Origin of the sequence: Janthinobacterium sp. KBS0711, from assembly GCF_000988085.1 — a bacterium.
Taxonomy (GTDB): domain Bacteria; phylum Pseudomonadota; class Gammaproteobacteria; order Burkholderiales; family Burkholderiaceae_D; genus Janthinobacterium; species Janthinobacterium lividum_E.
On the sequence record NZ_LBCO01000018.1, the window covers coordinates 59,856 to 83,873 of the forward strand.

Consider the following 24,018-nt stretch of genomic DNA (forward strand, 5'->3'; position numbering starts at 1 on the left):
TCGAGATGCGAGTGATCGTGACAAACGCTGCTGCGCGCCTGCAGGCCGGTCGGCAGGGAATCGGAGCTCATCGGGACACCTTTTCTTGTGGAGGGTGGGGTTTGCTGAAAAACGGCACGCGTCGCAGCCACAGGCGCAAGGCTTGCCAATGGATGCGCGCCATCACGCCAAACGTCATCAGGGGATAGCGCAGCAAGGCCCAGGCGATGGCGCCATCGCGCAGCGGCTGCGCCGTGCCGGACAAGCTCGTCTGCAGCAGTGGACCGTCGAGGTCGTCATAGTCGACCCGGGCCAGGTGGCGCTCGCCGTCCTGTTCGCTATTGCGCAAGAAATGGAAACGATAATTTCCTTCCACCTTGCAAAACGGAGAGACGTGGAAAATTTTATTGGCGCGCAACTCGCTGCCATACGCGATGGCGCCGCCCTGCTCAAGCAGGTACAGATGACGCTCGCCAAAGGTATTGCGCACGTCGCAGACCACGGCGCGCAACGCGCCATCCGGGCGGTGGCAAAACCAGAAACTGACGGGATTGAAGACATAGCCGAACATGCGCGGCATGGTTTGCAGCCAGATTTCGCCGCCCGCATCCAGCACGCCCTGCTGGCGCAGCAAGCCGTCGATCCAGTCCAGCAGCGGCATCGCGCCATCGCCATGGTCGCTGTCGCGGAAGGACAGCACATTGGCGCCGTTGCGTGACATCAGCCGCGCAGGAAAATCGTGCGCGCCCATGCTGCGCAAGGGCAGGCGCAGATAAAACATGCCGTAAGCAAAAGCATGCGCGCGCGGGCGCAGCCGCGCATGGCGCACCTGTCCCAGGCACAGCTGGGGCTGCGGCGCCACGGGCGGCGATGGATCACGCGGCATGGCCGAGCTCCGCCGTCGCCATGCCATTGAGTATTTGCGCCACGGCCAGGCCCGACTTCAAGCCGTCTTCATGGAAACCATAGCCCGTCCAGGCGCCCGCGAACCACGTGTGCTGCGCACCTTGGAAACCGGCCAGGCGCGCCTGGGCGGCAATGGCCGCGCCATCGAACACGGGGTGGGCATACGAAAATTCGTCGATGATGCTGGCCGGAGCGGGCTCGTCGAGCGGATTGAGCGAGACGATGACGGGCGTGCTGAAAGGCAGCGGCTGCAGCTGGTTCAGCAAGTAATGCACGCACACTTGCGGCGCCTCGCCTTCCGCCACTGCCGGCCGGCCCTGGTAATTCCAGGCGGACCAGGCCTTGCGGCGCTGCGGCAGGCAGGACGCATCCGTATGCAGCACGGCCCGGTTCGGCTGGTAGCGCACGGCTTCCAGCACGGAGCGCTCGTCGTCGCGGATATCGGCCAGCAAGGCCAGCGACTGGTCGCTGTGGCAAGCGAGCACGACGTGATCGACATGCTCGACGCCGGCGGCCGTGTGCAGCTCGACCATGCGCGCGCCACCGTGCGGCTGGCGGCGCACGGCCAGCACGGGGCAAGCAAGGCGCTGCTGCGGGATGCCGGCCAGCAGTTTTTCCACGTACACGCGCGATCCGCCCCGCACCGTGCGCCATTGCGGACGGTCGCTCACTTGCAGCAAGCCATGGTTGTGGCAGAAACGGATGAAAGTGGCCAATGGAAAGGCCAGCATCTGGCGCGCCGGACACGACCAGATGCAGGCGGCCATCGGCAGCAGATACCAGTGGCGGAACTCGTCGCCATAATTGTGCAGGTCGAGAAATTCGCCCAGGGACATGGCCGGCGCCGGCACGCTTCCCGTCGCCAGGGCGCTGGCCTGGCGGTTGAAGCGCAGAATATCGCGCAGCATGCGCAAGAAGGCGGGGCGCAGCAGATTGCTGCGCTGGGTAAACACGGTATCGAGATTGGCGCCCGCCCATTCCAGCACGCGCGCATCGGATGCCGTGCCCAGCGGCATTTTGACGGAAAACGACATGTCGCTGTCGGCCGCCTCGACACCGAGTTCGTCAAACAGTTGCACCAGATTCGGATAGGTGGCGTGGTTGAACACAAGAAAACCCGTGTCCACGCCATGCGTGACGCCATCGAGCGTGACGTCCACCGTATGACTGTGGCCGCCAAAATAGTCGCCCGCCTCGTACAAGGTGACGTCCTGGCCCGCTTGCGCCAGGCGATAGGCACACGACAATCCTGCAATTCCTGCTCCGACGACGGCAATTTTCATGAGTGCACCCGTGTTAAGTTTGTCCTGGACAAATAAGCCTCATGGATAATCGATGAAATATTGATTTATGTCAATGAGCGTCCTGAGCCATTCAGAAACTTATACGTCGGCAATTTCTAATCGGATTCAGCTATTTGGTACGGGGCAGCGGAAGGCGTAAAATGCACTCCACGTTCTTTTGGCATGCGAGCAAGCCCCCTGGTATGGATACTGACCTGCAACCTACTTCCGCCTTCAGCATCAGCGATGTCGAGCGCGATACCGGACTGGCCAAGGAAACCTTGCGTGTGTGGGAGCGCCGCTATGCCTTTCCCCAGCCCCAGCGCGACGCCTTTGGCGAACGCAGCTACCCGGCCGAGCAAGTGCAGAAGTTGCGCATGGTCAAGCGCCTGCTGGACCTCGGATTTCGTCCGGGCAAAATCATGCAGCACAGCACCTTGCAACTGCAGCAGCTGGCCAGCGCCGGCAGCGCAGCGCCATCCACGCCGGCACCCCAGCTCGAACACTACCTGTCCCTTTGCCGTGGCCACCAGATGACGGAACTGGGCGACGCCCTGCGCCAGGCGCTGGCCGTGCTGGGCTTGAAAGCGTTCACCATCGACGTGATCGCCCCCCTCACCGGCATGGTGGGCGAAGCGTGGGCTTGCGGCGACCTGGCCGTGTATGAAGAGCATCTGTATAGCGAAACCTTGCAGACGGTGATGCGCCACGCCATCTTTTCCCTGCCGCAAGCAAGCAGCCCGTCCACGCGCACGCCGCGCATCGTCCTCAGCACCTTGCCGCAGGAGCGTCATGGCCTGGGGCTGCTGATGGCCGAAGCGTTGTGTGCGGCGGCCGGCGCCCATTGCATGTCGCTGGGCGTGGAAACGCCGCTGACGGACATCGTCGCGGCCGCCCGCGCGCAGCGCGCCGATATCGTCGCGCTGTCGTTTTCCAGCGCCAGCAAGCAACGGCAGACGCGCGACAGCCTGCAGCAGCTGCATGCGAACTTGCCGTCAAGCATGGAATTGTGGGCCGGCGGACGCAGTCCCGTGTTGTACCGCCAGCCGCCAGCCTTTTTGCACGTGCTGGACTTGCGGCAAGTCGATGAAAGCATCGCCGACTGGCGCCGCCGCCATCAGGCGCTGGCCCTGCAAACCCACTGAACCGGCTGGAAAGCGCGGCAACTGCGGCGATCTCCGTGGATAGCCGCGCAATGTTGCCAATCGAACAGTAAAGCATGAAGGGCCGGGCGCGCTCTGGTAGAATAGCCGGATCAACAGTGTCCGGCGCCGCCGGGCCTAAGGTCAGCACCCGCCACCACACATCCATGTTTAGTTTCTTCAAGAAAAAACCCATCGCTCCCGAGGCTGCGCCAACCGAGCCCCTCGTCCTTCCCGCCGCCACGCCGCCTGCACCGCAGCCTGCCGCTACGCCCCTGAGCGGCGCGCCGGCCGAGCTCGTGCCTGTGATCGTGGCCGCCGAACCCGAGAAAAAATCGTGGATGACGCGCCTGAAGGCCGGTCTGTCGAAAACCTCGAACACCTTGTCCGTGCTGTTCATCGGCGCAAAGATCGACGATGCCCTGTACGAAGAGCTGGAAGCGGCCTTGCTGATGTCCGACGCGGGCATCGACGCCACGGAATTCCTGCTGACGGAATTGAAGAAAAAGGTCAAGGAAGACAAGCTGCTTGACGCCGCCGCCGTCAAGGCCGCCTTGAAAGTGCTGCTGATCGAGCTGCTCTCGCCGCTGGAAAAGCGCTTCGAGCTGGGCCGCCACAAGCCGCTGGTGATGATGATTTCCGGCGTGAATGGCGCCGGCAAGACCACCACCATCGGCAAGCTGGCCAAGCACATGCAATCGAACAACCAGTCCGTGCTGCTGGCCGCAGGCGACACCTTCCGCGCCGCCGCACGCGAACAGTTGATGGTCTGGGGCGAGCGCAACAACGTTACCGTGATCTCGCAGGAATCTGGCGACCCGGCCGCCGTGGCCTACGACTCCGTGCAATCGGCGAAGGCGCGCGGCATCGACGTGGTCATGGTCGATACGGCGGGACGCTTGCCGACGCAGTTGCACTTGATGGAAGAATTGAAGAAAATCAAGCGCGTGATCGGCAAGGGCATGGATGGCGCGCCGCATGAAACCCTGCTCGTCATCGACGGCAATACGGGCCAGAATGCCCTCACGCAAGTGAAAGCATTTGACGATGCCCTGCAATTGAGCGGCCTGGTGATTACCAAGCTGGACGGTACCGCCAAGGGCGGCGTGCTGGCGGCGATTGCCCGCGTGCGCCCCGTGCCTGTGTATTTCATCGGCATCGGTGAGAAAATTGAAGACTTGCAGCCTTTCGTGGCTGCCGAATTTGTCGAAGCGCTGCTCGGATAAGCCCATACATGATTGAATTTCAGCACGTCTCCAAGCAATACTCCTCCGATGCCGTGGCGCTCAGCGACATTTCGCTCAGTATTGCCAAGGGCGAGCTGGTGTTCCTGGCCGGCCCGTCCGGCGCCGGCAAATCCACCTTGCTGAAAATGATCGCCGCCATGGAACGCCCCACGTCGGGCAAGCTGATCGTCAATGGCCAGGACATGGCCAAGATCAAGCCGGCCGGCGTGCCGTTTTTGCGCCGTAACATGGGCCTGATCTTCCAGCAGCAAAAGTTACTCAACGACCGCTCCATCCTGGCCAACGTCATGCTGCCGCTGCTCGTCGTCGGCGCGCATAAAGTTGCCGCGGAACAGCGCGCGCGCGCCGCGCTCGACAAGGTGGGACTGCTGGACCGCGCCATGGCGCGTCCGCTGTCGCTGTCGGGCGGCGAGCAGCAGCGCGTGTCGATCGCGCGCGCCATCGTCAACCGGCCGCAGATCATCCTGGCCGACGAACCGACGGCCAACCTGGACCGCGCCAGCGCCAACAAGGTGCTCGACGCCCTGAAAGCATTCCACTCGGTGGGCGTGACCTGCCTCATTTCCAGCCATGACGAACAGATGCTCGACGCCGCCGCCCGCGTGATCCACCTGAAAAACGGCCAGCTGGTCGCCATCGACAAGGCCACGCAAGCGCCCGTCTTCGCGCCACCCGATCCCGATTTTGCACCCTCCCCCAACCAGGATGACGCGCAGGGAGAACAGGCATGAGAGGCTGGTTCCGTCAACATCGCTTCGCCCTCGGTTCGGCGCTGATTCATTTGCGCAAGTCGCCAGGCGGCTTTCTATTGAACGTCGTAGTAGTCGCCATCGCCCTGTCGCTCCCGTTCGCCGGCTTGACCATGCTCGACAATGTACGCCCGATGTCGGAACAGATGTCGGTCGACCCGGAAATCAGCGTCTTCCTGAAGATCGACACGCCGCGCGAGCAAGCCGTGGCCCTGGCCAGCGCCATGCGCAAGATCGTCGGCGAGCAAAAGGCGAAGATCGTCTTCATCCCCCGCGAACAGGCGCTCGACACCCTGAAAGACAAGAATGGACTGGCCGACGTACTGAGCACACTGGGCGACAATCCCCTGCCCGACAGCTATGTGCTGAAACTCGACGCCTTCAGCAGCGCCAGCGAAGCGCAGGACGTCGATGCGGTGGCGGAACAGCTGCGCCACTTGCCCGGCGTGGAATCGGCGCAAGTCGATTCGGCCTGGGTCAAGCGCCTGGCTGCCCTGCTGGGCGTGCTGCGCCTGGTGCTGCTGCTGCTGGCCATCACCCTGGGCGTGGCCGTGATCGCCGTGGTCTTCAACACCATCCGCCTGCAGGTGATGCAGCAGCGCGATGAAATCAGCATCTCGAAACTGATCGGCGCGACGGACACTTTCATCCACCGCCCCTTCTATTACACGGGCGCCCTGCTGGGCCTGTGCGCCGGCGCGCTGGCCCTGGGCGCCGTGGCGCTGGCCTTGCAGCCGCTGAATACCGCGATTGCCGAGTTTGCCCGCCTGTATGCGTCCGAATTCCAGCTGGTGCCGCTGGCGCCGCTGCCGATGGCCGGCTTGCTGGCCGTCAGCGCCAGCCTGGGCCTGATCGGCGCCTTCCTCTGCGTGCAGCGCCACCTGGCGCGCCTGAACTGACCCTCTTTCCATGGCGGCGCTCCTGGCGCCGCCATGCGTCCCATATTGCTGCTATCTTGATAATAAGCAAGTATTCTTAAGGCTCGCTTCAGCCAGAGGCCGTAGACTAACTACGTTGTCGTGAAGCGCTATCTGGATATATATCAAGCATTACATCGCCATAGTATTTAGGCTATCAGGACGATTAAATGTGCTGATTGGCACTCTCAAGCAGAGAGTGCTAATATAGGGACATACCAAGAGCAGAAGCGCCATGGACGCCAGATGAAGATGGTGCCGCGCTCTGCAAAGTACAAGACCGAATACGCAAGACCGAACAGACAAACGGACCACGTCGCGTGACGTGGCCAACTGGAACAAAGCAAGACTACGAGGGAGAAAACATGACTATGATGTCCGCAACGTCCGCATTGGTTCCGACCAAAAGTAATGCGCTGGGCCTCGGGTTCACTGGCAATCTGGGCAATATTGACGCCTATATCTCGGCCGTGAACCGCCTGCCCATGTTGACCCATGACGAAGAAATTTCGCTGGCGACACGCCTGCGCGAAAAAAATGACCTGGCCGCCGCGCAAGAACTGGTGCTGTCGCACCTGCGCCTGGTGGTCTCGATTGCCCGTGGCTACCTGGGCTATGGCTTGCCGCATGCCGACCTGATTCAGGAAGGCAATATCGGCTTGATGAAAGCGGTGAAACGTTTCGATCCGGACCAGGGCGTGCGCCTGGTGTCGTACGCCATGCACTGGGTGAAAGCCGAGATGCACGAGTACATCCTGAAAAACTGGCGCCTGGTCAAGGTTGCGACGACGAAGGCGCAGCGCAAGCTGTTCTTCAACCTGCGCAGCCACAAGACAGGCCTGGACGCGATGACGCCGAAGCAGATCGATGCGCTGGCCAAGCTGCTCGACGTAAAGCGCGAAGAAGTGATCGAGATGGAAACGCGCTTGAGCGGCCGCGACATCGCGCTGGAATCGCCAACCGACGATGAAGACGACAAGTTTTCGCCGATCGCCTACCTGTCGTCGGAGCAAAGCGAGCCGACCAAGGTGCTGGAAGCGGAACAAGTGACGCGTCTGCAATCGGAAGGCCTGGAAACGGCCTTGAGCAAGCTCGACGCCCGTTCGCGCCGCATCATCGAAGCGCGCTGGCTGGCCAACGACGACGGTTCCGGCGCCACCCTGCACGCGCTGGCGGAAGAGTTCGGCGTATCGGCCGAACGCATCCGCCAGATCGAAGTGGCGGCGCTGAAAAAAATGAAGGGCGCCCTGGCCGCCTGGGTGTAATCACAAGCAATGCCGCAATGCAAAAGGCGCCGCAAGGCGCCTTTTGGTTTTATAACTGATATTTATCAACAGATAAACATTGTCAGCCCTTACGCTGCAGCCAGGCCCTTGACGAGGACTTCGGCAACCAATTCATTCAGATCCGCGCCGCGTTCCTTGGCCAGGGTCTGCAATTGCAACACCAGATCGCTGTTCAGCTTGACGGCGAATGGCACCAGGCCCAAGGCCTGATCGCGCTTGCGCTGCTCGCGGCGGTCGACGACCACCGCTTCCTTACCGAATGCACCGGCGCCGGGAACACTCATCTTTCCCATCAGTTTCTTGGCATCGCTTTTGGCCAGGTCGGTTTTTTTCATGGTTGTTTCCTGATTTTCAAAACAGCCATTTTACGCAGTAATCGGCGCGCCGCGTGGCCGGCGCGTCAATTCATCGGCAGCACGCCAATAGTGCGCCTGAAAAATATCATTTTGTTACCATCATTTTATCCCACGCGTGAACAAGCACGCCGGGGACGCTCTACCTGAAAGGAAAAACATGCATTACCTGACCCGCTCTTATCGCACCATGCTGCTTCCCCTGTTCTTCGCCTGCCTGGCCGTACTGGCGGGCTGCGGCGCGGCCGGCAGCGCCGGCGACGCGGAAAACACGCCGCGCAGTGTCACCCACGTGCTGTCGCCGGGCGAACAGGTCGCCATCACGGCCACCGATACCCTGAAACTCGAGCGCGTCAACGACAGCCGCTGCCGCAAGGGCGCCGTGTGCGTGTGGAAAGGCTACGTCAGCTACAGTTTCAGTTTGCTCAACAGTGCTGGCGCCACCGACATCGTCCTGTCCGATTCCATGCCCGGCGCTTCCAGTTCCGTCACCGTCAATCACCTGACGTTTACCTTGCTCGACGTCGACCCGGCCACGCCGCCCGCCCTGAACGCGGAACAACCGAGCTATCGGGTCAAGGTCAAGATCACGCAGGGCGCGCTGCCCCGTTAAGCGCTAGGCATCGTGGCGCTGGCGGCTGTCGGTCGGCGCCTGTTGCCGGTCCAGCATGCCGTAATCGCGCACGACGGCGGCGATGCGCAGCCGGTAATCGTCAAATACGCCCTGCCGGCCAGCCGATTGCGCCGCCCGGTGCGCTTCCAGCTGCCGCCACTGCGCCAGCGCCGCCTCGTCGCGAAAGAACGACAGCGACAGCAGTTTGCCTGGCTCGCTCAGGCTGCTGAAGCGCTCGATGGAAATGAAGCCATCGACTTCGTCGAGCAGGGGCCGTAGCGCAGCGGCCAGGTCCAGATACTGCTGGCGACCTTCGGCGCTGGGCCAGACTTCAAAAATCACGGCAATCATGCATTTTCTCCTTGCGTAAACACGGGGATGCGGGCGTTCAGCGACGGCAGAGAACGCCACGCCAGCGGCATGCCTTCCAGCCCATCGGCCCACGCCTGCAAACAAGCCGCAACGATGGCCTGCGCGATGGACTGGCCCGGACAGACATGGCGGCCATGGCCAAAACCCAACTCCGCATGGCTGGCGCTGGCCAGCACGACGACGATCATCTGTCCGGCCGGCACGCGCACGTCATCGAACTCCACGTCTTGCACCGTGTAGCGGCGCGTGTTGTGGATCGACGGATCAAAACGGCTGACTTCGCGCAGCATGGCCGGCCATCGCTCAGGTGTTGCACGCAGTTGCACCAACAACTCCGGCTGCGTGCGCAAGGCAACGACGGCATTGCCCAGCAAGCCGGCAGTGGCGTCGCAGGTCTGCGACAGCAAACCCACGAGATTGGCCGGCAAGCCGCTCCCCATGGCATCGGTCTCTGTCACGATACTGGCCAGCAGGCTGCCCGGCCGCGCGCTGCCCTCGCGCAGCAAGTGGCCAAAACCTTGCAGAAGGGCATCGGCCGCTTCCTGCGCGCCAGCCAGTTGTTCTCCATTGCTGAGCGGCGACAGGCAAGCAACAAAAGCGCGCGTCCAGGCCGCCAGCGCCGGCCATTGCGCTGGCGCAAAGCCCAGCAAGTCTGCCATGGCAAACAGTGGCAGTTGAAAAATCGCCTCATTCAGCTGGGCAGCGCCGACGGGCACACGGTCGCTGGCCAAGCGCAATGTCTGCGCCTGCAGGCGAACCACATCCACCTGCCCCAGCGCGCGCACCAGCACCTGTTTCGGCACGGCATGCCGTTCGCCATCGTTCATGCGTACCAGTTCCGCAAAAATCGCGCCGCACGGCGTGCCCGCCAAGTTGTGCGGCACGCCCAAGCCCTGCGGGCGCACGCGGCAAGCGGGATGCGCGAGCACGGCCCGCACGCCGGCCGCGCCCGTCGCCAGCCAGCAATCGAGTGCCGCATCGAAACGCAGCGGCGGACCGTCCGCCAGGCGGCGATAGTAGTCATACGGCGCCGCGTGGGTGACGGCTGAAAAAGGGTCGGCGGGGTCGGCGAGCGGCATGCGCATTCCATTGCAGTGAGGTGGGGACACGAGTATGCTGCTCCTTCCACCACTACACTTCGCCCACGAACGAACCATGGATGACAAACTTCCCTCGGCCGACATGGGCCTGGCGCAACTGGCCGGCGCCATCGCCGAACCGGCCCGCGCACGCATGCTGTGCAGCCTGCTCGATGGCCATGCGCGCACGGCCACGGAATTGGCCACGCTGGCCGAAGTGGGCGCCTCGACGGCCAGCGCCCATCTGAGCCGGCTGCGCGACGATGGCTTGCTGTCCATGCTGGCGCAGGGCAAGCACCGCTACTACCGTCTGGCCAGCGCGGAAGTGGGCCAAGCCCTCGAAGCGCTGCTGGTGGTGGCCGGCGTGCCTGCAACGCCATTTACTCCATCGACGCCGGACCGCCTGCGCCATGCGCGCACCTGTTACGACCACATGGCCGGCACCGTCGCCGTCGCCCTGCACGACCAGTTGCACGCGCAGGGCTGGCTGCTGGACGACGGCGGAGAATATCGTCTGTCGGAAGCGGGCGCGGCCGGCATGGCGGCCCTGGGCATCGACGTGCCGCAATTGCTCAAGCAGCGCCGCCGCTTCGCCTGTGCCTGCCTGGACTGGAGCGAACGGCGCGCCCACCTGGGCGGCGCGCTGGGGGCCGCCCTGCTGCAACTGGCCCTGCGCCAGCGCTGGGCCGAACGCGAACTCGACAGCCGCGCCCTGCGCATCACGCCGGCCGGCGAACGGCGCCTGCTGGCCGCCTTCGGCGCTTGCTGAGGGAAGCACGATGATCGCGTTCCAGGAACTGGCCAAACAATACGGCAGCTTCGAAGCCGTCAAGCCGCTGACCCTGCAAGTGGGCAAAGGAGAAGTCTTCGGCTTCCTGGGCCCGAACGGGGCGGGCAAGACCACCACCATCCGCATGCTGATGGGCATCCTCGTGCCCAGCAGCGGCCGCGTGCTGGTCGACGGCCTCGATTGCCAGCGCGACGGCGCCGCCGTCAAGCGCAAGGTGGGCTATTTGCCCGACAATCCCATCTTTTACGATTATTTGCGGGGCCGCGAAATCCTGCAATTCGTCGCCGAAATGCATGGTTTTTCGCGCATGGAAGCAGCCGCCCGCGCCGCGCGCCTGCTCACGGAATTCGGCCTCGATGAAGCGAGCGAGGATTTCGCCGTCAATTACTCGCTGGGCATGAAAAAGAAACTGGGCCTGGCCTGTGCGCTGATACACGATCCGGCCGTGCTGATCCTCGATGAACCGATCAACGGTCTCGACCCGCGTGCTTCGCGCGACGTGCAGGAACGCTTGCTGCGCATCGCCGCGGCCGGCACCACCATCTTCGTTTCCACGCATTTGCTCGATATGGCGCAAAAACTGTGCAGCCGCGTTGCCATCATCCACCGTGGCGCCCTGGTCGCCACGGGCAGCCTGGACGATATCCGCCGGCAGCTGTCCAGCGACGGCAGCCTGGAAGACCTCTTTTTGCAACTCACTGATGAGACGTCGACCGCATGACACCGGCGCCACCCACCGCCTGGCGCGCCGTCTGGCTGCTGACACGCTTGCGCCTGCAGCGCCTGCTCAACGTCAGCGGCAGGGGCTGGTCGTTCAAGCGGAGCGGCAAGAGCCGGGCCGCCACGCCAGGCAAAAAACGGGGACGCTGGCTGCTGGGCGCGCTGCTGCTCTTGCCCATGCTATTTTCCTCCGGCAATATCGCCCGCCACAACCTGCTGAACATGCATTGCCTGCTCGACCAGGTGGCCGTTTGCCAGGCCAAGGGCAGCATGAACGCGGGCGAGCGCGTGCTGGCGCCCGTCATCGCCCACTTGATCGAGCAACCCTTCAGTACGGCGCTGGCGGGCGCCCTGACCCTGCAATTGGCCCTGCTGTGGCTGGTCAGTGTTCTGCTGCCGCTGGGCATGGGAGAACTGTCAAAGCCAGACTGGGATCTGGAATGGCTGGTCACCCTGCCCGTCGAGAAAAGCAATTTGCTGTGGGCGCGCGTGCTTGAACGCACGCTGGTCAACCCGCTCGGCCTGCTGGTGCTGTGGCCCTGCACCACCATGATCGCCTGGTATTCGGGCCAGGGCTGGTTTTCGCCGTTGCCGGGCCTCTTTGCCTGCCTGCTCCTGCTGGCCCTGGCGGCCATGCTGCGTACCCTGGTCGACACGGGCTTGCGCCTGTCGTTCAGTCCCGCGCAGCTGGGCAACCTGCAGGCGCTGTTATCGGTGGCCGGCCTGTTTCCCATGTATATGGGCATGTCCTTCGGCATGGGCGCGGGCGGCTTTGCCCACGAGTGGGCGGCGGCCATGCCCGCCTGGAGCGCCTGGACGCCGCCCGGCCTGCTGGTTACATTGCTCAATGCCAAGGGTGCGGCGGCAGCGCTGCCGGCCGCCCTGCTGCTGGCGCAATGCCTGTGCCTGATGCTGTTGGGCATGGCGCTGCTAAGCCACCAGTTGCGCCATGGCGTGGTGGGCGCGGGCCAGCGCGAGGCCAGCCGCAAGCCGTCCCCGGCGGTACCGCCCACAGGCAAGTGGCGCGCCAGCATCGGCACGGTGATCCAGCGCCGCGAACTGACCTTGCTGCTGCGCGACCGTAATTTTCTCGTGCAAACCCTGCTGCTGCCCTTGCTGATCCTCGGCGGCCAGGCCCTGTTCTCGGGCCAGGCGCGCGACCTGCACGAACTGCTGTCCAGCCCCGCCTTGCTGGCCTCCACCGGCTTTTTCCTCGGCACCTATGTGCTGATGATGTCGGCCTTCCAGACCCTCAACAAGGAAGGCGGCGCGCTGTGGCTGCTGTACACGTTTCCCGTCTCCGTCGAACAGGCGCTGCGGCAAAAGGCCCAGCTGTGGGCCGCGCTGGCCCTGCTGTATCCATTGATCCTGTTCGGCGTGGCGCTGGCCTGGCAAGACGCCTGGCGCTGGGACATGGCGGGGTTGATGCTGCAGGCCCTGGCCGGCATCCCCCTGTACTCGCTGATCGCCGTGGCGCTGGGCGTGTTTGCCAGCGATCCGCTGGCCGCCGAGGCGACGTCAAAAATACGGCCTGCCTACACGTATCTGTACCTGCTGCTGACCGGCCTGTATATCGCCGCGCTGGCCGCCGGCAACCCCGTGCAGCAACTGGTGTTTGTCGTGCTCACGGGCGCGCTGGCCGCGGCACTGTGGCAAAAGGCGCGCGACGCTTTGCCCTACCTGCTCGACCCGGTCGCCTCGCCGCCGGCCAGAATCACGGCGGCCGACGGCTTGATCGCCGCCATGCTGTTTTTCATTCTGCAAACACTGGCCTTGATCCTGCTCAAGTACCCGGTGGCCGCGCCGCTCACGTATGTGCTGCTACGCCTCGTGTATTGGCGCGCAGGGACGGCCGGCGTGCCGCGCATGGCACAGGGCCGCCAGCCGTGGCGCTGGGGAGGCGCAGGCGCCTGTGCCGCGGTGCTGTTCGGCGTCGGCTACGCGGCCCTGTTGCCGCCTGGCACGCTTCCACCGGCCGGCGGGCACTGGCCGTGGCTGCTGGCACTGGGCGTGCTGGCCGCGCCCCTGTGCGAGGAATTCATCTTCCGCGGCTTGCTGCAGGGCGGCTTGCGCCGTTCCCTGCCGGCCTGGAAGGCGATCACTGTCGCCGCCGCCCTGTTTGCCATCGTGCATCCACCGGCCGCCATGCTGCCCGCCTTCGCGCTGGGCCTGTGCACGGGCATCGCATACGAGCGCAGCGGCGCTCTGCTGGCGCCCATGCTGGTGCATGCCGCCTACAACGCCGCCCTCCTCGCGTACCAGTTGCAAGGATAGATACAGGCACAGACAAGTTTGCTAGAATCGCACACGATTTCCGTCCGTATCCCAACCAATGACTACGCACAGATCACGCATGAATCCACGCTTGTTTGCACCATGTATCCTCGTTGCGCTGCTGAGCGGCTGCACGGTACTCGCCCTGCGCCCCAACAGCGGCGTCGAAAACCGCATGTTCACCGTGCAGGAAGCCCCGCGCCTGCGCATCGACGCGCCCAAGGCGCGCATCCAGAATCCCATGCCCAACGACCACTTCATCGGCATCGCCCTGTCCGGCGGGGGCAGCCGCGCGGCCAATTTCTCGGCCGCCTCGCTGGAGCAGCTGGAGCAGTTCGGCCTCGTCAGCGGCGCCTCGGCCATCTCCGGCGTCTCGGGCGGCGCCATCGCGGGCGGCTACTATGCGCTGCATGGCAAGCAGACGGATTGGCCTTTGCTGCGCAGCAAACTGAAAACGGATTTCTTCGGCCAGACCATTTTGAAACCGGCCAACCTGACGACGATGTTGTTGACGAACAAGACGCGTACCTCGTTCCTGTCCGACGTGTTTGACGATGTGCTGTACGACAAGAAAACCTACGAGGACTTGCCGCACGACGGCCCCATTTTCCTGGCCAATGCAACAGACGCCACCGATGGCGGCAAGCGCGTGGTGTTTTCCTATGAGTATTTTTACGGCACCCTGCATTCGCCGATCCAGGATATCCGCCTGGCCACGGCCGTGGCCACCTCGGCCGCCTTTCCCGGCGTGTTCGATTCCGTCACCTTCGAGCGTTTCCGTCCGAAAAACACCTTCGTGCCGGAGCTCGGTTCCGAGTCGCGCGAATCGCCGTCGTACGTGCACCTGTTCGATGGCGGCGCGGCCGACAACCTGGGCGTGGAAACCCTGTGGGACGTGGCCTTGACGCAGCTGTACGGCAACGACATGGCCATCGTGCCGCCGCGCCTGAACAGCAAGCCCTTCATCCTCATTTCCATCGACGCCAACGCGCCCAATTCCAGCGCCGTCTTCGAAAAGATGTCGGACGAGCGCCAGCCGCTGGACCGCATCTTCAACAAGAATATCTACGACGCCGTCGACGCCCTGTTTTCGCGCCAGCGCAAGGAAAACCTCGTCAAGATGGGCTTTGGGCAAGCCCGCTTCGACACCATCACGCATGAAAACTTTGGCGACCTGAGCCAGAAATTCGTCAAGGGCAAGCGCACCTCGGCTTTTGCCATCCCCGTGCTGTGCCGTCCCCACCTGGGCCAGTACCGCTGCGAAGTCGATGCGGCCGATCCCTTGCCGGGCCAGATCCGCACGCGGCTGGAAGGCTTTGCCTGGCATATTTCCATCGACCAGATCGCCTCGCTGGCGCTGCGCCTGTCCAGCGGCGATGCGCAAGTCGACGGTGCACGCAAGGAAGAGCGCGCCGCCCTCGTCAAGCTGCAGCGCCTGGCCACGCAGACGAAAACCCATCTGAAGCTGACTGGCCCGGAAAATTGCAGCCCGGACGTTTTGCAATCGGCCCTGTACAGCGCCGCGCGCGTGCTGATCCTCGACGACGAGGAATCGCGCTTCGCCCTGTGCGACTACATGCTGGCGGGCCAGCTGATCAATGACGATACCGTCTGCAAGCAGCGCTATGTGCACGCCGTGCCTCGCTTCGCCATCGAGAGTGAAGATTTGCAGTACCGCAACCTGAGTTCGGACGGCAATTCCGTGAACGTACCGATACGCTGCAAGAAGTAAGCGCGCACAAAAAAACCCGCACGATCGCTCGTGCGGGTTTTAGCGCAAGGATTCCAAGCGCCCGGCTGATTTAGATCAACCGACTACGCCTGCGCATGTAGCTGCGGCTTAACGCACCTTCCAGTTCCTGCTCCGTTTTATGTTGGTTCACCGTGTACAGGGCCCACAGGGCCGCCGGCGCCCAGCCGATCACAGTGCACTGCAAGATCAAGGCGGCGGCACCGGCCAGCGGGCGCCCCAGCATGAAAAACGTGAGACACGGAAGTAGCAAGGCTATCAGCAATCGCATCACGACATACTCTCCTTCAAAATAGAGCAGCGGACAAGGGCCGGTATCCGGTCCGTCCCCCGCCCGCTGCGTACTGCTCCTTATAGATGCACGGAGATTTGCGGCATCAAGTCGTCAAAGGTGCGACCGTTGCCGTTTTCTCCGATGGCGTGCATCTTCCATTCGCCGTTATGGCGGTACAGCTTGGCCATGATCTGTGCCGTGTGGCTACCTTGCACAGACAGGTTGAAACGCGCGACTTCCTGGTTATTGCTGGCATTCAAGATGCGGCAATAGGCGTTTTCCACCTGCGAGAAGTTCTGGCCAGTAAAGCTGTTGACGGTGAAGACGAGGCTTTTCACGTGCGCCGGCACTTTCGACAGATCGACATTGATCTGTTCGTCGTCGCCATCGCCCGCGCCCGTGCGGTTGTCGCCCGTGTGGACGATACTGCCGTCCTTGCTTTTCAGCTGGCGGAACCAGACGATGTCGGATGTGCTCTTGTTTTCATCGAACATGACGCACGACGCGTCCAGGTCGACGGCTTCCGTCTTCGAACCGAAACCGAGGAAACCCTTGGTCTTGGCCGCATCCCAGCCCAGGCCCATGGTGATACGGGTCAGGGTGGTACCAGCTTCTTTGTCCAGAGAAATCTTCTGGCCCTTGCTCAAATTGACAGACATACGCATAGCTCCTGTTTGCTTGGTTACATCAAATATTAGTTACGCCGGCTTGCTTTGGGTCCAGGCGAGGAAGGCCGCACGGTTGCGCGAGCACACGAGGATTTTTCCCGTGCCTGAAAACTTCAGCACTATGCCCTCGCCGCTGGTCTGGCTGTTGATCAGGTTCCCCAGAAAGCCGCCGCTGCTGCCGGTCGTCATGGAAATTTCGTATTGCAGGCGGTTGTCCCAGCACACGACGTGCGAGTTATCGATCACCACGTCCTTGCCAGGCGTCACTTCCAGTATCGACATCGCGCCAAAACCGGACACCGCCAACTGGCCGCTGCCTGCCGTCTCGGTAATGAAAAAACCACCGCTCTGGGCAAACAGCGCGTTGCCAAGGCTCTGCGTGCGCACCTTCAATTCCACGCCAGCACTGGCCGCCACGAAGGCGCCGTCGCTGATCATGTATTGCTGGGCACCCACCTCGAGCACCCGCATCGCGCCAGGCAAGGTAGGCGACAGCAGACAGTCGCCGTCGCCCCGCATGGCTTCGATATGCTGCTGAAAGAACGATTCCCCGTTGGCAAAGGTGCGCATCAGCGCGGCGCCTATGCCGCCAGTCATCTTGCCTTTCAGCTCAAGATTGGTTTCCATCATCACCATCGCATTGGATTCGCAATAAATCTTCTCGCCCTTGGCAAGCGACACATGCAGGAACGGGTCGACGTCCCCGGTAATATTGAAAACTGGCATGCCTGTTCCTTCCTCAACTCAGTAATGATGGGGGCGGTCCATACAGCGGACCGCCTTGACTGCTTACAACTTAAACACCGACACCAAAGGAGGCAGCCAGTGGGCCCAGACCGCCTTTATAACCCTGGCCGATGGCCTTGAATTTCCAATCGGCGCCATTGCGGTAGATCTCACCAAAGACCATCGCCGTTTCCGCCGAACCGTCTTCCGACAGGTCGAAGCGGGCGATTTCCGTGTTGCCGTTGGCATTCACGCAGCGTACGTACGCCTTCGATACCATACCAAAGTTTTGCTTGCGCGCTTCGGCATCGTGAATCGTCACGCAGACGGCGATCTTGTCGATCTCGGCTGGCACCGTGGCCAGGTCGACGATGACGGTTTCATCATCGCCATCGCCGGCGCCGGTGGTGTTGTCGCCCGAGTGGGTGACGGAACCGTCGCTCGATTTCAGATTGTTGTAGAAAATCATGTCGACGTCGGCGCGAACCTTGCCGTCGGCCTTCAACAGGAACACGGAGCCGTCGATGTCGAACGCGGCGCCATCGGTGGCGCGGGCATCCCAGCCCAGGCCGATGATCATCTTCGAGATGCCGGGAGCTTCTTTGCTCAGGTTGACGTTGCCGCCTTTTTGCAGACTGATTGCCATGATGTGTTTCTCCTATGTGGGTTGTGTATCACCAAACACCTGGCGTCCTCCACCGGCCTGACTCCCCAGGCCGGCGGCGACGCTTGCTACAACTTGCCGACAAACGGGTGTAGTCGTTTGCCGCGCATTCTTTACACTGCTGTTGCCTTGACCGCTTCCAGCGCTTCCGTCGGGCCTTCTTCAAGCGCCATCCTGCGCTTGTAGCGGATCGACGACCACAGCGAGGCGAGAATGAAGGCCACGCCGATCAGACCCGTGAAGATCTCGGGAATGTGGAACTTCATGCTGACCAACATGATCACGGCCAGGATACCGATCGCATAGTGCGCGCCGTGCTCCAGATAAACGAACTCGTCGAGCGTACCCTTGCGCACCAGGAACACCGTCATCGACCGCACGAACATCGCGCCGATAGCCAGGCCCAGCATGATGATCACGACATCCTTGGTGATGGCAAACGCGCCGATCACGCCGTCAAAGCTGAACGAAGCGTCGAGCACTTCCAGGTACAGGAAGCCGCCGATACCGCCGCGCTTGACGATGTCGCCCACGTTGCCGTCGCCGTTATCGCCTTCCAGCAAGCCGCTGACCACATCGACGCCCACGTAGGTCAAGATGCCCCACAGGCCGGCCGTCAGGACCACCAGTTTCTGGCCTTCTTCGATCATCGACAGGCTGGCCATCAGGGTGCCCAGCGCGATCATCACGGAAATCGACGAGATCTTGCCCAGCGCGCCCAGTTTTTCTTCAATACGGCCCAGCCAGTGCGTTTCTTTTTCGTCGTCCAGCAGGAAGTTCAGGAACACCAGCAGCAGGAAGATGCCGCCGAAGGCCGCCACTTCCGCATGGTGGTTCGTCAGGTGCATCGAGTACTGTTCAGGATTGCTCAGTGCCAGATTCCATACTTCCATCAAGCCCAGGTCAGCCGCTTGCGCCACGATGACCAGCGGGAACACCAGACGCATACCGAACACGGCGATGATGATGCCGACGCCCAGGAACAGGCCCTGCCAGAACTTGTCCCAATTCTTCAGCACCGAAGCATTGACCACCGCGTTGTCAAACGACAGCGAGACTTCCATCACGCCCAGGATCACCGCGATACCGAGCGCCGCCAGCATCGTCTGCACGCCACCGTGCGTGTAACCCCACCAGGCGGAAATGCCCAGGCAGATAAATGTCACTAGAAATGACACTCTGAAATGTTTCATCGATAGTTCCCCTTTATCCAAATTCAATGGAACGTAGTATAGGGATGTGTGACACATTTAAAAATAGAAGATAATGGAAGTATTACTTCGTAAAAACAGAAGATAGAGGATGCAGCGATGAAAACCACGGGCTTCAATTACCGCCATTTGTACTTCTTTTGGGTGGTCGCCAAGGAAGGCGGCGTGACGCGCGCGGCTGAACGGCTGGGACTGGCCGTGCAAACCATCAGCACCCAGCTGGCCCTGCTGGAAAAGGAGCTGGGCCGCTCGCTGCTGCAGCCGCAGGGACGGCGTTTGGTGCCGACGGAAGCGGGCCGCCTGGCGCTCGGCTATGCGGACCAGATTTTTCTCTTGGGCGAGCAGATGCAGGATGCGCTGGCCGATGCGGACGCGGAAAAGATGCGCCTGACGGTGGGCATTTCCGATTCCCTGCCGAAACTGATGGCGTATCGCATGCTCGACGCCACGCGCAGCCTGGACCAGCCCATCAAGCTCGTGTGCCTGGAAGACGAATTCGAATCCCTGCTGGCCGACCTGGCCCTGCACAAGCTGGACCTGGTGTTGACGGACCGTGCCGTGCCGGCCGGCGCCAGCCTGCGCGTGTCCAGCCACCTGTGGGGAGAGAGCGCCATGAAGCTGTTCGGCATCCCCGCGCTGGCCGAACAGTACCGCGGCAATTTCCCGCACAGCCTGCACGGCGCGCCATTCCTGCTGCCCGCGCGCAATAACGCCTTGCGCGGGCGCATCGACGAATGGATGGTGCAGCAAGGCGTGCGTCCCGACGTGGTCGGCGAATTCGAGGACAACGCCATGCTCAACGCGTTTGGCCGCAAGGGCCTGGGCCTGTTCTTCGCCTCCGCCAGCCTGGCGGCCGATATCGAGGAGCAATTCGGCGCCGTGCTGGTCGGCGACGCCTCGTCCCTGCGCGAACAGTTTTACGTCATCTCGAACGAACGCAAGATCATGCACCCGGCGCTCGACGTGATCCTGGCGGCCATCCAGGGGACGACAAAGATTAACAAGGAAACCTCATAAATCCATTCGAAAATAACGTTTGAATAATCAATCAAAAGCGATTGTAATAAAGCCTGAGACAAACACGCGCCCAGCCCTCGCCGGAAGGGCGCGATTACCATAAAAAAACAGGAGCGGCACCATGTCCATGGCAGGCAAGACGATCGATATTCCCGATCTCATCAATAACAACAAGATCGGCTCCTTCCAGATCGGCATGCTGATCCTGTGCGGGCTGTGCGTCATCATGGATGGCTTCGACGTGCAGGCGATGGGCTATGTGGCGCCCGCCATCATCGCCGACTGGCATGTGAGCAAGGCCAACCTGGGTCCCGTGTTTGGCGCGGGCCTGCTGGGCATGCTGGTCGGCTCGCTCGTGTTCAGCATCACGGCCGACAAGTTCGGCCGCCGCCCCGTGCTGATCGGCTCGACCATCTTCTTTTCCCTGTGCATGCTGGTCACGCCGCTGGCAACGACCATCGAGCAATTGCAACTGATCCGTTTCATCACGGGACTGGGCCTGGGCGCCGTGATGCCGAACGCCATGGCGCTGGCCGGCGAATACAGCCCCCTGCGCAAGAAAGTCACCCTGATGATGCTGGTCTCGTGCGGCTTTACCCTGGGCGCCGTGCTGGGCGGTTTATTGTCCGCCGCGCTGATTCCCGCCTTCGGCTGGCAATCCGTGTTTTACGTGGGCGGCGTGGTGCCGCTGGTCATCGGCGTACTGATGTTCTTCCTGCTGCCGGAATCGATGCAATTCCTCGTGCTCAAGAAACGCAAGCTGGATAAAGTGGCGCAATGGCTGAAACGCATTGACCCGACGGTGACCATCACGGCCGACACGCAATACGTCGTGCATGAGAAAGAACACAAGGGCGCGCCCGTGCTGCAATTGTTTACGGGCGGCCGCGCGAAGATGACGATACTGCTGTGGGTCATCAACTTCATGAATTTGCTGAACTTGTATTTCCTGTCGAACTGGCTGCCGACGATCGCCAAGGAAGCGGGCCTGTCGACGGCGAACGCCGTGCTGGCCGGCACGGCCCTGCAAGTGGGCGGCACCATCGGCACCCTCGTCATGGGCCAGCTGATCGACCGCTCCAGCTTCCGCCGCATCCTGCTGCCATGCTTCCTGGTCGCCGCCGTGGCCATTGCCCTGATCGGCCGTCCGGACGTATCGCTGGCGTTCCTGTTCATCACGATCTTCATCGCCGGCTTTTGCGTGGTGGGCGGCCAGCCGGCCGTCAACGCCCTGGCGGCCAGCTACTATCCGACCACCTTGCGCTCGACGGGCATCGGCTGGAGCCTGGGCGTGGGCCGCATCGGTTCCATCATCGGCCCCGTGCTCGGTGGCGAGTTGATCCGCCTGAACTGGCCCAACAGCACGATTTTCCTCGTCGTCGCCATTCCCGCCATCGTCTCGGCCGTCATGGTCTTTGCCATGCGCGGCGGACCGCAAACGGCCGCCAAAGCGTAAGGCCAGCGTCCGCGCGCCCGTCCCTGGCGGGGTGGCGCGCGGCAAAATTAGGCTATGGCGCCCTTCGTCGTTTAAGATGACGTTTTACCAGCCCATCTTCAGCGCCCCCATGCACAATGTCTTGCTAGTCCTGCTCGCCCTCTTCCTGGTCGCGCTGAACGGTTTTTTTGTTGCCGCCGAATTTGGCATCGTCACATTGCGGCGCACGCGCATCCGCGCCATCGCCAAGACGCAGGGACTGCGGGGCCGCATCCTGGCCAAGGTGCATGGCCAGCTGGACGCCTACCTGTCCGCCTGCCAGCTGGGCATCACTCTCGCGTCGCTGGGCCTGGGCTGGGTCGGCGAACCGGCGTTCGCCGGCCTGCTCGAGCCGCTGTTCGGCGCCATCGGCGTCACCTCGCAAGAGCTGATCCATGGCGTCTCCTTCGTCGTCGCCTTCAGCGTGATTTCCTTCCTGCATATCGTCGTGGGCGAACTGGCGCCCAAATCGATGGCCATCCGCAACCCGGAAGCCGTCGGCCTGTGGAGCGCGATCCCCCTTTACGGCTTTTACTGGGCCATGTACCCGGCCATCTACCTGCTCAACGCCAGCGCCAACTGGGTGCTGCGCCTGGCGGGCCTGTCCGGCAAGGGCGGCCACGACGCCCATTACTCGTCCGAAGAACTGAAACTGATCCTGCGCACCAGCCAGCCCGGCGAAAAGTTTACGCGCGACGAGCGCAACATCCTGGCCCAGTCGCTTGATTTCGAACAGATGACGGTATCGGACCTGATGCGCCCGATCAATGAAGTGATCGCCCTGCACGCCTCGAACACGCTGGAAGAAAACCTCGACACGGTGCTGCGCAACCGCTTCAGCCGCTATCCGTATTTCGACACGAATGAAGACGACGTGCTCGGCGTCGTGCACCTCAAGGATCTGTTCTTTGCCCAGCAGGCGGGCAAGCCGATCACCTCGCTCACGCCGTTTTTGCGTCCCGTGGACATCATTTCCGCGCGCACGCCGGCATTGGAACTGTTCCGGCGCTTTCGCGACGGCGCGCCCCACTTCGCCCTGATCGGCGAAAAGGGCAAGCGCCCGCTGGGGTTCATTACCCTGGATAACTTGCTCGGCGCCATGGTCGGTGAAATCCGCGATGAATTCCGCCGCAATGAAAACGACTGGCTCAAGCAAAGCGACGGCACCCTGATCGGCAAGGCCAGCTTGCCCATCTTCTCGCTCGAACGCATCCTCGGCATCGATATCGAAAACGAGGAACTGGGGCTGGACGACGTGGAATCGGTGGGCGGCTTGATCATGGTCAAGCTCGGTGACATTCCGAAGCAGGGCCAGCGCATCACCTTTGTCGACTTCGACATCGTTGTCAAGAAGATGAACGGGCCCCGCATCGTGCTCATTAAAGTGATCCCGAAGCAGGAACGGGACCTGGACGCCGATTTAAGAGATTAATTACTTCTTGCTCGTCAGGGTATCTTTGCCCTGCGGCACGGTGGTCTCGCCCACCGTCCACGTTTGCAGCAAGCTGTACAGCACCGCCAGCAGGGTCGGACCGATAAAAATACCGACGAAGCCGAAGGCCAGCACGCCGCCCAGCACCCCGAGCAGCACGAGCAGGAACGGCAGGCTGCTGCCGCGGCTGATCAGCATGGGTTTCACAACGTTATCCACGCCGCTGATCAGCAATCCCCCCCACACCAGCATGAAGATGCCCCAGCCCGTCTGGCCGTCATTGAACAGCCAGATGGCGGCGCCACCCCAGATCAGGGGCGGGCCGACGGGGATCAGCGAAAAGATGAAGGTGGCCACGCCCAGCAGCGCCACGGCCGGCACGCCGGCGATCAGAAAACCCACCACGGCCACCAGCGCTTGCGCCAGCGCCGTGCCCAGCAAGCCGTACATGACGCCGCGCACGGTGCGGCTGATGGTCAGGCCCACGCCCGGCGCGCTGTCGCCGATGATGCGGCCGGCGCCCGTCATCAAGGCGCGGCTCAGTTGCTGGCCGTCGCGGTAGAGAAAGAAGCTGACGAACACGGCCAGGCTGGTCTGCGCCAGGCCCGTACCCAGCAGGATGCCGCCGGAAGCGAGGAAGTGGCGCGCCGGCTCCAGCATGGTCTTGCCCAAATTGAGTAATTCCTCGCGGTCAGCGAGCAGGCGCTCCACGTAGCCAGCGATGGTTTCGCCCACCACGGGAATGCTGGCCAGCCAGGCCGGCGGATGCAGGCCGCCCGATTCCAGCGCGGCGCGCAACTGTTCATAGATGCGCGACACATTGTCGGCCAGGTTGTAGGTGACGAGGGCCAGCGGCAGCACGATGACGAGCAGCAGCGACAGGGTCATGATGGCGGCCGCCCAGTTGCGCCGTCCCTTCAGGCGTTCCAGCAGCAGCAGGTACAAAGGCCAGCTGGAAATGCCCACGCAGGCGGCAAACAGCATGGCGGCCAAGAAGGGCCGCAAGACGAAAAAGCAGCCGATCAACAAAAAGATGATGGCTGCCAGGCGGGCGTGCGGCTCGAAACGTTTGTCCATGTACTGCATATCCTG

At 62.5% G+C, this 24,018-nt stretch carries 24 protein-coding genes; 13 read left to right on the forward strand and 11 right to left on the reverse strand.

Annotation, left to right across the window (positions count from 1 at the left end):
• Window positions 1-67 precede the first annotated feature (67 nt).
• Together VM94_RS10010 and VM94_RS10015 are read right to left on the reverse strand one after the other, a co-directional pair.
• On the reverse strand, window positions 68-865 hold the full coding sequence (locus tag VM94_RS10010) for a DUF1365 domain-containing protein (protein WP_046683365.1): 798 nt from the start codon (window positions 863-865) through the stop codon (window positions 68-70).
• Window positions 855-2,168 carry an NAD(P)/FAD-dependent oxidoreductase gene (locus VM94_RS10015; protein WP_046683366.1) on the reverse strand — a complete coding sequence of 438 codons (1,314 nt, stop codon included), beginning with the start codon at window positions 2,166-2,168 and terminating at the stop codon, window positions 855-857. Before VM94_RS10015 ends, VM94_RS10010 begins: the two co-directional genes overlap by 11 nt.
• Window positions 2,169-2,371: 203 nt before the next feature.
• On the opposite strand from VM94_RS10015, the gene VM94_RS10020 reads away from it, so the two are divergent.
• The 5 genes from VM94_RS10020 to rpoH all read left to right on the forward strand — a co-directional run bounded on the left by VM94_RS10020 (window position 2,372) and on the right by rpoH (window position 7,488).
• Window positions 2,372-3,313 (forward strand): MerR family transcriptional regulator, encoded by a 942-nt coding sequence (locus VM94_RS10020; RefSeq protein WP_046683367.1) that lies wholly within the window; start codon window positions 2,372-2,374, stop codon window positions 3,311-3,313.
• Between the two features lie 164 nt (window positions 3,314-3,477).
• Window positions 3,478-4,536 carry a signal recognition particle-docking protein FtsY gene (gene ftsY / locus VM94_RS10025; protein WP_046683368.1) on the forward strand — a complete coding sequence of 353 codons (1,059 nt, stop codon included), beginning with the start codon at window positions 3,478-3,480 and terminating at the stop codon, window positions 4,534-4,536.
• An 8-nt stretch (window positions 4,537-4,544) separates the two neighbouring features.
• Window positions 4,545-5,288 carry a cell division ATP-binding protein FtsE gene (locus VM94_RS10030; protein WP_046683369.1) on the forward strand — a complete coding sequence of 248 codons (744 nt, stop codon included), beginning with the start codon at window positions 4,545-4,547 and terminating at the stop codon, window positions 5,286-5,288.
• Window positions 5,285-6,205: a permease-like cell division protein FtsX gene (gene ftsX, locus VM94_RS10035; RefSeq protein WP_046683370.1), complete on the forward strand. Its 921-nt coding sequence runs from the start codon at window positions 5,285-5,287 to the stop codon at window positions 6,203-6,205. The genes VM94_RS10030 and ftsX overlap by 4 nt, the downstream gene beginning before the upstream one ends.
• A 389-nt stretch (window positions 6,206-6,594) precedes the next feature.
• On the forward strand, window positions 6,595-7,488 hold the full coding sequence (gene rpoH / locus VM94_RS10040) for an RNA polymerase sigma factor RpoH (protein WP_035824784.1): 894 nt from the start codon (window positions 6,595-6,597) through the stop codon (window positions 7,486-7,488).
• Window positions 7,489-7,577: 89 nt separating this feature from the next.
• Here rpoH and VM94_RS10045 read toward each other — a convergent pair whose 3' ends face one another.
• Complete coding sequence (locus VM94_RS10045) at window positions 7,578-7,844, reverse strand: hypothetical protein (protein ID WP_046683371.1); 267 nt, start codon at window positions 7,842-7,844, stop codon at window positions 7,578-7,580.
• A 178-nt stretch (window positions 7,845-8,022) separates the two neighbouring features.
• Here VM94_RS10045 and VM94_RS10050 point away from each other — a divergent pair, with 178 nt between their 5' ends.
• A complete protein-coding gene (locus VM94_RS10050) occupies window positions 8,023-8,475 on the forward strand; it encodes a hypothetical protein (protein ID WP_046683372.1) in 453 nt (150 codons plus the stop codon).
• A gap of 3 nt (window positions 8,476-8,478) precedes the next feature.
• On the opposite strand, the gene VM94_RS10055 is transcribed toward VM94_RS10050, so the two are convergent.
• Window positions 8,479-8,826 (reverse strand): antibiotic biosynthesis monooxygenase family protein, encoded by a 348-nt coding sequence (locus VM94_RS10055; protein ID WP_046683373.1) that lies wholly within the window; start codon window positions 8,824-8,826, stop codon window positions 8,479-8,481.
• Window positions 8,823-9,926, reverse strand: coding sequence for a cytochrome P450 (locus tag VM94_RS10060; RefSeq protein ID WP_046683515.1), 1,104 nt, complete (start codon window positions 9,924-9,926; stop codon window positions 8,823-8,825). Before VM94_RS10060 ends, VM94_RS10055 begins: the two co-directional genes overlap by 4 nt.
• A 76-nt stretch (window positions 9,927-10,002) precedes the next feature.
• On the opposite strand from VM94_RS10060, the gene VM94_RS10065 reads away from it, so the two are divergent.
• From VM94_RS10065 to VM94_RS10080, 4 genes are all read left to right on the forward strand, one after another.
• Window positions 10,003-10,695: an ArsR/SmtB family transcription factor gene (locus VM94_RS10065; RefSeq protein ID WP_046683374.1), complete on the forward strand. Its 693-nt coding sequence runs from the start codon at window positions 10,003-10,005 to the stop codon at window positions 10,693-10,695.
• Between the two features lie 10 nt (window positions 10,696-10,705).
• A complete protein-coding gene (locus tag VM94_RS10070) occupies window positions 10,706-11,437 on the forward strand; it encodes an ABC transporter ATP-binding protein (RefSeq protein ID WP_046683375.1) in 732 nt (243 codons plus the stop codon).
• Window positions 11,434-13,710 carry a CPBP family intramembrane glutamic endopeptidase gene (locus VM94_RS10075; RefSeq protein ID WP_046683376.1) on the forward strand — a complete coding sequence of 759 codons (2,277 nt, stop codon included), beginning with the start codon at window positions 11,434-11,436 and terminating at the stop codon, window positions 13,708-13,710. Before VM94_RS10070 ends, VM94_RS10075 begins: the two co-directional genes overlap by 4 nt.
• Window positions 13,711-13,789: 79 nt before the next feature.
• The gene (locus VM94_RS10080) at window positions 13,790-15,442 is read left to right on the forward strand and encodes a patatin-like phospholipase family protein (protein ID WP_160309287.1); all 1,653 of its coding nucleotides are present in this window, start codon (window positions 13,790-13,792) and stop codon (window positions 15,440-15,442) included.
• A gap of 70 nt (window positions 15,443-15,512) precedes the next feature.
• On the opposite strand, the gene VM94_RS10085 is transcribed toward VM94_RS10080, so the two are convergent.
• The 5 genes from VM94_RS10085 to VM94_RS10105 all read right to left on the reverse strand — a co-directional run bounded on the left by VM94_RS10085 (window position 15,513) and on the right by VM94_RS10105 (window position 18,985).
• Window positions 15,513-15,731, reverse strand: coding sequence for a hypothetical protein (locus VM94_RS10085; protein ID WP_034784905.1), 219 nt, complete (start codon window positions 15,729-15,731; stop codon window positions 15,513-15,515).
• A gap of 80 nt (window positions 15,732-15,811) precedes the next feature.
• Window positions 15,812-16,393 carry a TerD family protein gene (locus tag VM94_RS10090; protein WP_046683378.1) on the reverse strand — a complete coding sequence of 194 codons (582 nt, stop codon included), beginning with the start codon at window positions 16,391-16,393 and terminating at the stop codon, window positions 15,812-15,814.
• 39 nt (window positions 16,394-16,432) lie between these two features.
• Entirely contained in the window at window positions 16,433-17,128 is a 696-nt protein-coding gene (locus tag VM94_RS10095) for a TIGR00266 family protein (protein ID WP_046683379.1), read from the reverse strand.
• 70 nt (window positions 17,129-17,198) lie between these two features.
• Window positions 17,199-17,774, reverse strand: coding sequence for a TerD family protein (locus VM94_RS10100; protein ID WP_034784897.1), 576 nt, complete (start codon window positions 17,772-17,774; stop codon window positions 17,199-17,201).
• Window positions 17,775-17,905: 131 nt separating this feature from the next.
• Window positions 17,906-18,985: a DUF475 domain-containing protein gene (locus VM94_RS10105; RefSeq protein ID WP_046683380.1), complete on the reverse strand. Its 1,080-nt coding sequence runs from the start codon at window positions 18,983-18,985 to the stop codon at window positions 17,906-17,908.
• 117 nt (window positions 18,986-19,102) lie between these two features.
• Between VM94_RS10105 and nhaR the strand changes: the two genes are divergently transcribed.
• The 3 genes from nhaR to VM94_RS10120 all read left to right on the forward strand — a co-directional run bounded on the left by nhaR (window position 19,103) and on the right by VM94_RS10120 (window position 22,926).
• Window positions 19,103-20,020, forward strand: a complete 918-nt coding sequence (gene nhaR / locus VM94_RS10110) for a transcriptional activator NhaR (protein WP_046683381.1) — start codon at window positions 19,103-19,105, stop codon at window positions 20,018-20,020.
• A 121-nt stretch (window positions 20,021-20,141) separates the two neighbouring features.
• Window positions 20,142-21,476, forward strand: coding sequence for an MFS transporter (locus VM94_RS10115; protein WP_138828921.1), 1,335 nt, complete (start codon window positions 20,142-20,144; stop codon window positions 21,474-21,476).
• A 109-nt stretch (window positions 21,477-21,585) separates the two neighbouring features.
• Complete coding sequence (locus VM94_RS10120) at window positions 21,586-22,926, forward strand: hemolysin family protein (protein ID WP_046683517.1); 1,341 nt, start codon at window positions 21,586-21,588, stop codon at window positions 22,924-22,926.
• Here VM94_RS10120 and VM94_RS10125 read toward each other — a convergent pair whose 3' ends face one another.
• Entirely contained in the window at window positions 22,927-24,003 is a 1,077-nt protein-coding gene (locus VM94_RS10125; protein WP_046683518.1) for an AI-2E family transporter, read from the reverse strand.
• Window positions 24,004-24,018: the final 15 nt, after the last annotated feature.